The organism is Escherichia sp. E4930, assembly GCF_005845405.1.
In the GTDB taxonomy this organism is placed as follows: domain Bacteria; phylum Pseudomonadota; class Gammaproteobacteria; order Enterobacterales; family Enterobacteriaceae; genus Escherichia.
Map to the genome: position 1 here is coordinate 346101 of NZ_VCDZ01000007.1, position 12931 is coordinate 359031.

The window sequence follows — 12931 nt, forward strand, 5'->3', positions numbered from 1 at the left end:
ATGACGCAAACTCTGTTAGCGATTGAAAATTTGTCGGTGGGTTTTCGCCATCAGCAAACTGTTCGTACCGTAGTGAATGATGTTTCACTACACATTGAGGCTGGCGAAACGCTGGCGCTGGTGGGTGAGTCAGGTTCTGGCAAAAGCGTTACCGCGCTGTCAATTTTACGTCTGCTCCCTTCCCCGCCGGTTGAATATCTCTCTGGCGATATCCGTTTTCATGGAGAATCGCTGCTTCATGCCAACGAGCAAACATTGCGTGGCGTGCGGGGAAATAAGATTGCCATGATTTTCCAGGAGCCGATGGTGTCATTAAACCCATTGCATACCCTGGAAAAACAGCTTTATGAAGTGCTTTCACTCCACCGCGGAATGCGTCGGGAGGCGGCGCGTGGCGAAATTCTTAACTGCCTTGATCGCGTCGGTATCCGTCAGGCGGCAAAACGGCTGACAGATTATCCGCATCAGCTCTCCGGCGGCGAACGCCAGCGGGTGATGATTGCGATGGCGCTGTTAACGCGACCGGAATTATTAATTGCCGATGAACCGACCACCGCACTGGACGTCTCTGTCCAGGCGCAGATTTTACAGCTGTTGCGCGAACTGCAAGGCGAGCTGAATATGGGTATGCTGTTTATTACTCATAACCTCAGCATTGTCAGAAAACTGGCCCACCGCGTGGCGGTAATGCAAAACGGCCGCTGTGTGGAGCAAAATAACGCCGTTACGCTCTTTACCTCCCCTGAACATCCTTATACGCAAAAGCTACTCAACAGCGAACCGTCAGGCGACCCGGTGCCGTTGCCAGAACCGGCCTCAACGTTGCTTGATGTTGAACAGCTTCAGGTCGCCTTCCCCATTCGCAAAGGGCTCCTGAAGCGCGTCGTCGATCATAATGTGGTGGTGAAAAGCGTCAGTTTTACGCTACGGGCGGGTGAAACGCTGGGTTTAGTGGGCGAGTCCGGTTCCGGCAAAAGCACAACGGGGCTGGCGCTACTGCGGTTGATTAACTCTCAGGGCAGTATCGTCTTTGACGGTCAGCCATTGCAAAATTTAAATCGCCGCCAGCTGTTACCTATTCGCCATCGCATTCAGGTGGTATTTCAGGATCCAAACTCCTCGCTCAACCCACGACTCAACGTGTTGCAGATTATTGAGGAAGGCTTACGGGTTCACCAGCCGACGCTTTCTGCCGCACAACGCGAACAACAAGTGATAGCCGTGATGCATGAAGTGGGATTAGATCCTGAAACGCGCCACCGTTATCCGGCGGAGTTCTCGGGTGGTCAGCGGCAACGTATTGCGATTGCCAGAGCATTGATTCTTAAGCCTTCGCTGATCATTCTTGATGAACCAACATCATCGCTCGACAAAACGGTACAGGCGCAAATATTGACGCTATTGAAATCATTGCAACAAAAGCATCAACTGGCTTATTTGTTTATCAGCCATGATTTGCACGTTGTCCGCGCGTTATGTCATCAGGTTATCGTGCTGCGACAGGGAGAAGTGGTGGAACAAGGACCGTGCGCGCGCGTGTTTGCCGCACCGCAGCAGGAGTATACGCGTCAGCTATTGGCGTTGAGCTGACGCTTAAAATGGATTGTAGTTTGAGAAGGGTTCGGCAATGGCCACACCAAAATTTTTCAATCGGCATGTTGCAGCAAACTCGTCCTGGCGATTTACAAACAGGCACGGCTCACCTTCACACTCCAGCACCGAACATGGAACTTCGATGTCGCTTAACGCCTGGCTTAGTTTGTACATCACCGACCATGCATTATCACCATCCGGGCTAAGCAATTTAAGCGCCACCAGGCTGTTATCACCGCACGGTCCATTTTGCGGAATCGGTTCAACTTTCGAACCTGCGAAACCAGCAGACCAGCGAAAGTTCTGCGGCAGACGATGGACGATTGAGAGTTGTAATGAAGTCACTTATTTTCCCCGGAAGCACATTTACTTCACAATTTATTTACATTAATTTTAACACATCATCAACAATCTGTCCTTCAACAGATCGTAAAGATTGATGCCTCGCCTGCGTGGCCGCTATTATTCTGATTTAAATGATATCTGCGGGCGTGGTCACGTTTGCGGGGCTATATGTACCCGTTTCTGCGATCTAACTCAACCTTTTTAACTACAATGATGTGACTTTTTACATAAATTGAGTTTACATAAAATAAACATATATCGGGGGAATGATAGATTTGCGGTTGACATGCATCAACAAAGGAAGCCTTTTAGCTTCCCCGTTGTGCAATAGATCACCGTTTTTTCGGTCGACTGGCGTAAAGACAGAAGAGAATGGAACTGGTCGCACAGAAAGCAATGGACCAAATCATTGGTCATGCAGAGTTAAACGTCGCCAGCGAAAGCAGTGCGCCAACAATGGCGCCAATACCAAAACGGAAGGTTCCTGCCAGCGACGACGCAGTTCCCGCCATATGGGGGAACTCATCCAGAATGACCGCCATCGCGTTAGAAGACACCATCGATACGCAGCCCACAAACGCCGCAACGCCAACCACCAGCGACCAGAATCCCAGCCCCAGTAGCGCGCTGATAACCATCCACGCCGCCATAATAAATTGTATCCACAACCCAGAGCGGAACATATTTAACGCGCCAATACGGCGAACGAAGCGGCTGTTAAAGATGGTCATCACGAACAGGAAAACAATGTTTAGCGCAAAGTAATAACCAAAGTTTTCCGGCGCAACGTGGTTAATTTCAATGTAGACAAACGGTCCGGCGCTTAAGAACGAGAACATCCCGGCAAAGCTGAAACCACTGGCCAGCATATAACTCAGGACACGCTTATGGCGGAACAGCGCAGCAAAGTTACCGATAGTGGTACGAATGTGGAACGGTTGGCGACGCTCCGGCGGTAACGTTTCTTTGATCAGGAAGAAGATCATTGCCGAAGCCAGAATTGCCGCCACAGCGAGGATCCAGAAGATGTAATGCCAGCTCAACCACACCAGCACCCAACCGCCAACAATCGGTGCCATCAACGGTGCAATGGTGGTCACCAGCATGACAAACGACATCATCCGCGAGAACTCTTCTTTCGGGTAGATATCGCGCATCAAAGCGTTGATAACCACGCTGGCCGCAGCCGCAGCCAGACCGTGGAAGAAACGCATCACAATCAACTGATCGATGGTTTGCGCCAGCGCGCACGCCACCGCCGCCGCGGCAAACACCAGCGTACCACCGAGGACAACCGGCTTGCGCCCGAAGCTATCCGCCATCGGCCCGTAGATTAACTGCCCCAACGCAAAACCCAGAATATAAGTACTCAGGGTCATCTGCGTGCTGCCCGCTGGCACACCAAACTGCGCTGAAATCACTGGCAGCGCGGGCAGATACATATCAATCGACAGCGGCATTAACATGGCCAAAAGGCCAAGGATAAAGACAATAGCAAACGACGAATGCTGTCGAGTGGTCACAACGGGCTCCTGAATAAAATGAAAGTGTTAACCGACGCTGGCAATTTCTTCTGCAGTTAATGGACGATATTCACCTGGGGCTAAATCTTCATCCAGAGTAATACCGCCAATGCGTTCACGATGCAGCTCAACCACGTGGTTACCCACGGCGGCGAACATGCGTTTCACCTGATGATAACGCCCTTCACTGATGGTCAGACGGACCTGCGTAGGGGTAATCACTTCCAGCACCGCTGGCTTAGTGAGATCTTTTTCGTTATGCAGCTGTACGCCTTTGGCAAATTGCTCTGCCGTATCGTCAGCTACGGGTGATTCCAGCGTCACCAGATAGGTCTTCTCGCAATGATGACGCGGAGAAGTAATGCGATGCGACCACTGACCGTCGTCAGTCATCAGCACCAGACCGGTGGTATCAATATCCAACCGCCCCGCCGCGTGCAGTTTCCACGCCACAGGTTCATCCAGAAAATAGAGCACCGTTGGGTGATCCGGGTCATCAGTTGAGCAAACATAGCCCTGGGGCTTGTAGAGCATGAAATAACGCGGGCCGTGTTGCTGCGCCAGCGGATTGCCATCATAAGCAACATCGTGTTCAGGGAGCAGTTTGAACGCTGCATTGCGGACGATTTCGCCATCGACGGTGACACGATTGCCGCGGATTTCACGCCCGGCAATAGCACGGCTAACACCGAGTTGCTGTGCGATAAATTTATCAAGTCGCATGTGTGTGATTTTGCCTGTAAAAAACGGAGGTCGGGCATAGACCCGAAAATCAGAACTGTTGTCTGCCCAGTATAGCGGTCTAATAACTTCCCTCAAGGGAAAAAGATCCGTGGCATACTATTAGCAGATTAATCTACCTACGCTAAACCATGATTTTTACACTTCGTCCATACCAGCAAGAAGCCGTGGATGCCACGCTCAACCATTTTCGTCGTCATAAAACCCCTGCCGTTATCGTGCTGCCTACCGGAGCAGGTAAAAGCCTGGTGATTGCCGAACTGGCACGGCTGGCGCGTGGTCGTGTTCTGGTGCTGGCACACGTCAAAGAACTGGTGGCGCAGAACCATGCTAAATACCAGGCGTTGGGGCTGGAAGCCGATATTTTTGCCGCCGGGCTAAAACGCAAGGAGAGCCACGGTAAAGTGGTATTTGGCAGCGTGCAATCGGTCGCCCGTAATCTTGATGCCTTTCAGGGTGAATTTTCGCTGTTGATTGTCGATGAATGCCACCGTATTGGTGACGACGAAGAGAGCCAGTATCAGCAAATCCTCACTCACCTGACAAAAGTGAATCCCCACTTACGCCTGCTGGGGCTGACTGCCACGCCTTTTCGACTGGGCAAAGGCTGGATTTATCAGTTCCATTATCACGGCATGGTACGCGGCGATGAGAAAGCCCTTTTCCGTGACTGCATTTATGAGCTGCCGCTGCGTTATATGATTAAACACGGCTATCTGACGCCACCAGAACGGCTGGATATGCCGGTAGTGCAATACGATTTCAGCCGCTTGCAGGCACAGAGTAACGGGCTGTTCAGCGAAGCTGATCTCAACCGCGAGCTGAAAAAACAGCAACGCATTACTCCACACATCATCAGCCAGATTATGGAGTTCGCCGAAAAGCGTAAAGGGGTGATGATTTTCGCCGCGACGGTTGAACACGCAAAAGAGATTGTCGGTTTGCTACCCGCAGAAGATGCTGCACTGATTACTGGCGACACGCCCGGCGCTGAGCGCGATGTGTTAATTGAAGATTTTAAAGCCCAGCGTTTTCGCTATCTGGTCAACGTTGCGGTGCTGACCACCGGATTTGACGCCCCGCACGTCGATCTTATCGCCATTCTGCGCCCTACCGAATCAGTGAGCCTTTACCAACAAATTGTCGGGCGCGGTCTGCGTCTGGCGCCGGGTAAAACAGATTGCTTAATTCTCGATTATGCGGGCAATCCTCATGACCTCTACGCACCGGAAGTTGGTACACCGAAAGGCAAAAGTGACAACGTCCCGGTGCAGGTTTTCTGCCCTGCCTGCGGCTTTGCTAACACCTTCTGGGGGAAAACGACCGCCGACGGGACATTGATTGAACACTTTGGTCGCCGCTGTCAGGGATGGTTTGAAGATGACGACGGTCATCGCGAACAGTGTGACTTCCGTTTCCGTTTTAAAAATTGTCCGCAATGTAACGCAGAAAATGATATTGCCGCCCGCCGTTGCCGCGAATGTGACACCATTCTGGTTGACCCGGATGATATGTTAAAAGCGGCGCTACGACTGAAAGACGCCCTGGTATTACGCTGTAGCGGCATGTCTTTGCAGCATGGGCACGACGAGAAAGGCGAATGGTTGAAAATCACCTATTACGATGAAGACGGCGCTGATGTGAGTGAGCGTTTCCGTCTGCAAACGCCCGCCCAGCGTACTGCCTTCGAACAACTTTTTATCCGCCCGCATACGCGTACACCGGGCATCCCTTTGCGTTGGATCACCGCTGCCGATATCCTCGCCCAACAAGCGTTGCTGCGCCATCCGGATTTCGTCGTCGCACGAATGAAAGGCCAGTACTGGCAGGTGCGTGAAAAAATATTCGATTACGAAGGTCGTTTTCGGCGGGCGCACGAATTACGCGGTTAATGGTAGTTTTGATTGATGTATAAGGCGATTGAGTATAGAATCTCGCCCGCTTTTGCATACGCAAAGCAGATCACTTACCTGTTGCTGGGTCGCCTGTAGCAGGAATCATTTAAGAGAGAAAGAAATGTTTACTATCAACGCAGAAGTACGTAAAGAGCAGGGTAAGGGTGCGAGCCGCCGCCTGCGTGCCGCTAACAAGTTCCCGGCAATCATCTACGGTGGCAAAGAAGCGCCGCTGGCTATCGAGCTGGATCACGACAAAGTCATGAACATGCAAGCTAAAGCTGAATTCTACAGCGAAGTTCTGACCATCGTTGTTGACGGTAAAGAAATCAAAGTTAAAGCTCAGGACGTACAGCGTCATCCGTACAAACCGAAGCTGCAGCACATCGACTTCGTTCGCGCTTAATCGCAGAATAAGTTGAACAAAAGAAAACGGCCTTTACGGGCCGTTTTCTTTTTTAGCGACTGACAAATACCTGCACTACTTAATCTTCACATCAAACTGATGGCAGTTGTTGCAATAGAGTGGCTGTGGTTCCTTCTCATGTGACGTATGGCATACCGTACAGCGAATTTCTCCGCCATGAGAGTCATGGAAAGAAGCAACTCGTGTTTTACCCGACTCCGGATACTCTTTTAACACTGAGTTACCTTCTGAATCCTTCTTACCATGATAATAACGCTCACCAGGCGCATGGCAGCTAACGCACGTTGGCGTCATATTCTTGTTGGTTTTAACATCATCAACATGGCAGTTATTACATTCCAGACCAATGGTCTTGTGCATTTTCATGCCGACAATCTCTTGTGCACTGGCAGAAACCATACCGATAACGGTGCACATTACGCCAGCAAGAATGATTGTGACAATGTTCTTCAATAGCTTGTTCATTTGCCACCTCCCTGTGCCTGCATTCTGGTGCTTATAATATGTTTCGCTGCCATACGTCCCGACGTCAACGCAAAGCCAGAAGCCGATCCTTCAAGTACCAAATCATAGGAGCTGTCATACAGACCGCCCATATCCTGCCCGACAACATACAGACCCGGGATAATCTTCTCATTGGTATCGTAGACCTGCAGATCGCTGTTCATTTTCAAACCACCCAGCGTCAGGAAATAAGCCCGAATACCTTTCACGGCGTAATACGGTCCTTTATCCTGAAATTTAAACAGATGCTCTTTCTTGCGCCCCCAGTCAGGATCGAAACCTTCATCCGTATACTTGTTAACTTTCGCAATCGTCGCTTTCAGATTGTCTGCAGGAACATTGATCTGTTTTGCCAGATCGTCCAACGTTTCACCTTTAAACAACCACCCTTCTTTCATGCCGATCTCGATCGCCTGATCCAGCGCCTTCATCGGTTGCCCTGGCAACACAATGGCGTTAAACGGCGTGACCGGCCCTTCGTTAACCATCTTCTGACGCATTGCGTCATCCCAGACGGAATACATGACTCCGCCATTCATGGTGATAGCGTTATAAACGAGGGTAAAACTGGAACCGAGTGACTCATCAAAGAAACGCTCGCCTTGTCGGTTAATCCACAGGAATGGCTGACTTAATGATGTTCTGGCCTGTTTTTGGTAATCCGCGCCATTAAACTGACGGATAGGAGGGTCTTGATCGACATATGGGCTATTGCCAGCAATGGTTTGCATCCCGGCAGTATCAGCGCCAATGTCTTGCCCCATTTTGATACCATCGCCTTCGCGTCCATCAATCAGGGGGCCACGTAGTTTGACCGGCACCATGTTTTTCTGATTCACATCGGTGATGTATTTTTCAATCATGTCACGGTTGTTGGCAAAACCACCGGTCGCCACAATCACACCTTTACCATAGGCAATGATTTTTTCCCCTGTTACGCTATTAACCGCTTCGACGCCAACGACATCACCGCTTTGTTTATCGCGAATAATCTTCTTAACAGGAGTTTCGGTGTAGATTTGACCACCGCCATCAAGGATCTTCTTGTAAAAGCTTTTAGTAACAGATGCACCGTTATGCTTATACATATGCCAGGTCCATAATGAATCTGACTGAGGATAAATGGTGGTTTTTAAGGTCGTAAACTCAACGCCATTACTGGCAACCCAATCAATGGTTTCGCCTGAGTTTTTCATTAATGCGTGCAATGCACTGGCATTGGCTCGCCAGTGATGGAAATCGATCGCCTTACCAAAGGCTTGATTCAGCGTGGCACCTTTCCCCTCTTTTTTCTGCATAAGGGTGCCAATGCCTAAACTGCCTTCAGGATAAACGCCTGCCCCTCCAAGGCTTGGTAGTTTTTCAAAAATAACAACCTTGGCTCCGCCCTGTACTGCAGTCAACCCTGCGGACATGCCAGAAAGCCCACCGCCAATAACAACAACATCTGTTTGGATTATTCTCTCACTAACTGGTTCGACGGATGGATTCGACAGATTGATATGCGGGATCTTATTCATATTTCTGTCAGCATAGGCGCTTAGGGAAAGCGCCGTTAATACCCCAGCTAATAAGAATCCCCTTTTTAGTTTCCTCATAACATGGTCCTTTTACATAAAAATTTAAATCAACATGAAACCCTTCTTGTTTTTATTTGAAACCAAACAGACATGACATTCATGTATTAATGACTAATGAACTACTGTTGCAACTGCTGGTAATTTATGTGCAATGCCGGCATGACAATCAATGCATGTTTTCCCTTCTTTAAGAGAAGCCTCATGGAACGGCGCCATAAATTTTTTCTGTAATTTAGAAATATCGTGGCAGTTTCTGCATTCCTGCGAATTGTTTGCTTTCATTCTTGCCCATTCCGCTTTTGCCATTTCGCCACGATGTGCATCGAATTTTTCAGCCGTATCAATTACGCCTGTCATATGACCCCAAACCTCTTTAACGGCGTGGGCTTTTCTGATCATCTTAGGGACAAATTCATCAGGAATATGGCAATCAGCACAAGCGACCTTCACGCCAGTACGATTACTGCCATGAATGGATTTTTTGAAGCTCTCGGTGAGGATGTTGTCTTTCATTTCATGACAACCCAGGCAAAAGCTGTCAGTGCTGGTGTTGTGAATGACCGTGTTCATGACGACAAATAAACAGCCACTGAATACAATGAGGGTAAAGATAAAACATACCAGTAACTTTCTGGTTAAAGAGAACGTTTTTTTCGGTCGACAACACTTTTTATCTTCAGGATTTTCTTGCTCCATGCGGTGAATCCTTAAAATCATTCATACGATTAATATAATGAGTCAAACACAACGGCAATAATATTGACATTAAAAATATATTTGCATTTTATATAGGCAAAGCAAATAACAAAATATAACGCCAGGAAAACTCAATATAATTAAACAGAATGTTTTTTCCAGTGTTACAGCTCACAAAAAACGGCGGAAATAGTTACCAGACCGATTTATTATCGAATAAAGTGGAAGAGAAAAATATTTACTGCAACACTTAATATGATAACAGAGAAAATATTTTCGAATGAAAGGTCAATCAGCAAGTTATCTTACTCACTGATTGACAAGAATTGTGATTACCCCGCAACTGTTTCTCCGAAAAGAAACATTCGCGTTGGAGATTTAGTTCCCGCCAGACGTCCGACGCTGCAATTGATCGCGCAGATTCGGCGGCGTACCTTTAATGGTCAGCGTATCGGTCGCCGGGTCCCAGAAAATCCGTTCGCCTAACAGCATCGCATCAAAGTTAATGGTCAAACCACCGCCGCTACCGGCAAACTTCGTCAACTGACGCAGCGTGCTGCGGTCTGCCGGGAAGCTCTCTTCCAGTTCGTACCCTTTTTCAGCAGCAAACTCCGTGAAGCTCACTTCGCTGACGCCCGCCAACTCTTTTGACAGCGACTCCAGTTCAATCTCCTCACCCGCCTGCAATTGCTCATTACAATAGCTATAAACTTGCTGGCGAACGTTCTGCCGTTCTGCTTTATCCAGTTGCGCTTCTGCGGTGAAGTCGTCGACTGCTTGCAACAGACCGCGGTTTTGCGCTTTCGCGTTCAACCCTTCGCTGGCACCGAGGAAATCCATAAAGAAATCCGCCACTTTGCGTCCTACTCGCCCTTTCAGGAAAGTCAGGTAGCGTGTCGATTCCAGATTGGTTTCCCACTCAGTTAAATCAATACGCGCCACAATATCCGCATGATTGATATCAAGATAATGGGTCGGGTTGATGTCGAGATTTTCGTTGACGCGCATACTGCTTAGATTGCTCAGCACGCAAATCAGCAAATACTCAACTGCCAGATAACGATAGTGGCAAAACAGGACGAAACCGCCATCAGCAAAAGGATATTTCGCCAGTTCGTCACGCAGGCGACCGGTTGCCGCACGGCTAAATGCCAGAAAGTCCTCTTCGCCCTGACGCTGTAGGCGCAGCGTCTGCGCCAGTTCACTCTCTTCGCTGAACAATCCGTAGGCTTTGTTCTTGGCGCTATAGACCCGATGCAGCTCTGCCACCATCTCAACGACGGTTTCCGTCGGTTCCAGCAATGAATCGCGCAACACCAGCTCAAGGTTCTGCTCATCACGCTTGATAAGCTGGTGCAGAGCAATCTGGTTGATATCCAGACTCATGATAAACTCTCCTTTAAGACCGGGCGGTATTCAACCACCACCGGTAAAGCGACGCAATAAAAGTTGGCGGCCATTTTACAGAAGGCTGCGTAAGGAGAATGATTGAAAGCATAAAAAAGCAGAAAAAAAACCGTTGCTACGGTAATATGTTGCCCTTTCATCAACTAACTGATTTCGATTTATGCCACAAATTTCCCGCTACAGTGATGAACAGGTTGAACAATTGCTCGCAGAGCTGCTCAACGTACTGGAAAAACATAAGGCTCCGACCGACCTTTCCCTGATGGTGTTAGGCAACATGGTCACTAACCTTATCAATACCAGCATTGCCCCGGCTCAACGCCAGGCAATTGCCAACTCTTTTGCCCGCGCTTTGCAGTCCTCGATCAACGAAGACAAAGCGCACTAAGGGAAACAGATAACAGGTTATGGTAACTCATCGTCAGCGCTACCGTGAAAAAGTCTCCCAGATGGTCAGCTGGGGGCACTGGTTTGCACTGTTCAACATTCTGCTCTCACTTGTCATTGGCAGTCGTTACCTGTTTATCGCCGACTGGCCGACAACGCTTGCGGGTCGTATTTATTCCTATGTAAGCATTATCGGCCACTTCAGCTTTCTGGTGTTCGCCACCTATTTGCTGATCCTCTTCCCGCTGACCTTTATCGTCGGCTCACAGAGGCTAATGAGGTTTTTGTCCGTCATTCTGGCCACTGTGGGAATGACGCTGTTACTGATCGACAGCGAGGTCTTTACCCGTTTCCATCTCCATCTTAATCCCATCGTCTGGCAGTTGGTTATCAATCCGGACGAGAATGAGATGCGCGCGACTGGCAGCTAATGTTTATCAGCGTGCCAGTTATTTTATTGATTGAACTGGTGTTTGCGACGTGGAGCTGGCAAAAGCTGCGCAGTCTGACGCGTCGTCGGCGCTTCGCCCGTCCGCTGGCCGCATTCTTATTTATCGCCTTTATCGCCTCACACATGGTGTATATCTGGGCCGATGCTAACTTCTATCGCCCTATCACCATGCAGCGCGCTAACCTGCCGCTTTCGTACCCGATGACGGCGCGACGTTTTCTTGAGAAGCATGGTTTGCTTGATGCGCAGGAGTATCAACGCCGTCTGATCGAGCAAGGCAATCCAGACGCTGTTTCCGTACAGTATCCGTTAAGCGAATTGCGCTACCGCGATATGGGCACCGGGCAAAATGTGTTGTTGATTACTGTCGATGGCCTGAACTACTCACGCTTTGAGAAGCAAATGCCTGCACTGGCGGGTTTTGCCGAGCAAAATATTTCGTTCACGCGCCATATGAGTTCCGGCAACACCACCGACAACGGTATCTTTGGCTTGTTCTATGGCATCTCGCCAAGCTATATGGACGGTATTCTGTCGACCCGTACGCCTGCGGCGTTAATTACCGCGCTCAACCAGCAAGGCTATCAGTTGGGCTTATTCTCGTCAGATGGCTTTACCAGTCCGCTGTATCGCCAGGCATTGTTGTCAGACTTCTCGATGCCGAGCGTACATACACAATCCGATGAGCAGACCGCCACGCAGTGGATCAACTGGCTTGGCCGCTACGCGCAAGAAGATAACCGCTGGTTCTCGTGGGTATCTTTCAATGGCACCAATATTGATGACAGCAATCAGCAGGCATTTGCCCGGAAATATAGCCGTGCGGCTGGTAATGTCGATGACCAGATCAATCGCGTCCTGAATGCGTTACGTGAATCCGGGAAACTGGACAACACGGTGGTGATTATCACTGCTGGTCGCGGCATTCCGCTGAGCGAAGATGAAGAAACCTTTGACTGGTCACGTGGCCATCTTCAGGTGCCATTAGTCATTCACTGGCCAGGCACACCGGCACAGCGTATTAATGCCTTGACCGATCATACTGATCTTATGACCACGCTGATGCAACGCCTGCTACACGTCAGTACGCCTGCCAGCGAATACTCACAAGGTCAGGACTTGTTCAACCCTGAGCGCCGTCATTACTGGGTAACAGCCGCGGATAACGATACGCTGGCAATTACCACACCGAAAATGACGCTAGTACTGAACAATAACGGTAAATACCGCACTTACAACTTACGTGGTGAAAGAGTGAGAGACGAAAAACCACAGTTGAGTTTGTTATTGCAGGTGCTGACAGACGAGAAGCGTTTTATCGCTAACTGATTAATTATAAATCAGTTAGCAAAATATCTTACTTGCAATCGGTGTGGAAAACG

General features: G+C 49.2%; 10 protein-coding genes and 2 pseudogenes. 5 read left to right on the forward strand and 7 right to left on the reverse strand.

The window, feature by feature from the left end:
* Window positions 1-1590 (forward strand): microcin C ABC transporter ATP-binding protein YejF, encoded by a 1590-nt coding sequence (yejF, locus tag FFT88_RS11905; protein ID WP_135404836.1) that lies wholly within the window; start codon window positions 1-3, stop codon window positions 1588-1590.
* 3 nt (window positions 1591-1593) lie between these two features.
* Here the strand turns inward: yejF and FFT88_RS11910 are convergent, their stop codons facing one another.
* The 3 genes and pseudogenes from FFT88_RS11910 to rsuA form a co-directional block, all read right to left on the reverse strand.
* Window positions 1594-1938 (reverse strand): YejG family protein, encoded by a 345-nt coding sequence (locus FFT88_RS11910; protein WP_000202791.1) that lies wholly within the window; start codon window positions 1936-1938, stop codon window positions 1594-1596.
* 332 nt (window positions 1939-2270) lie between these two features.
* Window positions 2271-3461: pseudogene (gene bcr / locus FFT88_RS11920) on the reverse strand (multidrug efflux MFS transporter Bcr).
* Window positions 3462-3488: 27 nt separating this feature from the next.
* Window positions 3489-4184 carry a 16S rRNA pseudouridine(516) synthase RsuA gene (gene rsuA, locus FFT88_RS11925; RefSeq protein ID WP_135404834.1) on the reverse strand — a complete coding sequence of 232 codons (696 nt, stop codon included), beginning with the start codon at window positions 4182-4184 and terminating at the stop codon, window positions 3489-3491.
* Between the two features lie 149 nt (window positions 4185-4333).
* On the opposite strand from rsuA, the gene FFT88_RS11930 reads away from it, so the two are divergent.
* Window positions 4334-6094 (forward strand): DEAD/DEAH box helicase, encoded by a 1761-nt coding sequence (locus FFT88_RS11930; RefSeq protein ID WP_130207116.1) that lies wholly within the window; start codon window positions 4334-4336, stop codon window positions 6092-6094.
* A 124-nt stretch (window positions 6095-6218) separates the two neighbouring features.
* Complete coding sequence (gene rplY / locus FFT88_RS11935) at window positions 6219-6503, forward strand: 50S ribosomal protein L25 (RefSeq protein ID WP_000494183.1); 285 nt, start codon at window positions 6219-6221, stop codon at window positions 6501-6503.
* 75 nt (window positions 6504-6578) lie between these two features.
* Here rplY and FFT88_RS11940 read toward each other — a convergent pair whose 3' ends face one another.
* From FFT88_RS11940 to yejK, 4 genes are all read right to left on the reverse strand, one after another.
* Complete coding sequence (locus tag FFT88_RS11940; RefSeq protein ID WP_135404832.1) at window positions 6579-6989, reverse strand: cytochrome c3 family protein; 411 nt, start codon at window positions 6987-6989, stop codon at window positions 6579-6581.
* Window positions 6986-8626 carry an FAD-dependent oxidoreductase gene (locus FFT88_RS11945; RefSeq protein ID WP_240725519.1) on the reverse strand — a complete coding sequence of 547 codons (1641 nt, stop codon included), beginning with the start codon at window positions 8624-8626 and terminating at the stop codon, window positions 6986-6988. The genes FFT88_RS11940 and FFT88_RS11945 overlap by 4 nt, the downstream gene beginning before the upstream one ends.
* A gap of 93 nt (window positions 8627-8719) precedes the next feature.
* Window positions 8720-9304, reverse strand: a complete 585-nt coding sequence (locus tag FFT88_RS11950; RefSeq protein ID WP_135404829.1) for a NapC/NirT family cytochrome c — start codon at window positions 9302-9304, stop codon at window positions 8720-8722.
* Between the two features lie 378 nt (window positions 9305-9682).
* Window positions 9683-10690: a nucleoid-associated protein YejK gene (gene yejK, locus FFT88_RS11955; protein WP_135404828.1), complete on the reverse strand. Its 1008-nt coding sequence runs from the start codon at window positions 10688-10690 to the stop codon at window positions 9683-9685.
* A gap of 181 nt (window positions 10691-10871) precedes the next feature.
* On the opposite strand from yejK, the gene FFT88_RS11960 reads away from it, so the two are divergent.
* On the forward strand, window positions 10872-11099 hold the full coding sequence (locus FFT88_RS11960; RefSeq protein ID WP_001135667.1) for a YejL family protein: 228 nt from the start codon (window positions 10872-10874) through the stop codon (window positions 11097-11099).
* A gap of 19 nt (window positions 11100-11118) precedes the next feature.
* Window positions 11119-12878, forward strand: a pseudogene (gene yejM, locus FFT88_RS11965) (LPS biosynthesis-modulating metalloenzyme YejM).
* Window positions 12879-12931: the final 53 nt, after the last annotated feature.

Bases quoted from the DNA above. Each gene is read 5' to 3' on its own strand.
- yejF (WP_135404836.1), top strand. From the start codon at position 1: ATGACGCAAACTCTGTTAGCGATTGAAAATTTGTCGGTGGGTTTTCGC.
- rsuA (WP_135404834.1), bottom strand. From the start codon at position 4,184: ATGCGACTTGATAAATTTATCGCACAGCAACTCGGTGTTAGCCGTGCT.
- FFT88_RS11930 (WP_130207116.1), top strand. From the start codon at position 4,334: ATGATTTTTACACTTCGTCCATACCAGCAAGAAGCCGTGGATGCCACG.
- rplY (WP_000494183.1), top strand. From the start codon at position 6,219: ATGTTTACTATCAACGCAGAAGTACGTAAAGAGCAGGGTAAGGGTGCG.
- FFT88_RS11940 (WP_135404832.1), bottom strand. From the start codon at position 6,989: ATGAACAAGCTATTGAAGAACATTGTCACAATCATTCTTGCTGGCGTA.
- FFT88_RS11945 (WP_240725519.1), bottom strand. From the start codon at position 8,626: ATGAGGAAACTAAAAAGGGGATTCTTATTAGCTGGGGTATTAACGGCG.
- FFT88_RS11950 (WP_135404829.1), bottom strand. From the start codon at position 9,304: ATGGAGCAAGAAAATCCTGAAGATAAAAAGTGTTGTCGACCGAAAAAA.
- yejK (WP_135404828.1), bottom strand. From the start codon at position 10,690: ATGAGTCTGGATATCAACCAGATTGCTCTGCACCAGCTTATCAAGCGT.
- FFT88_RS11960 (WP_001135667.1), top strand. From the start codon at position 10,872: ATGCCACAAATTTCCCGCTACAGTGATGAACAGGTTGAACAATTGCTC.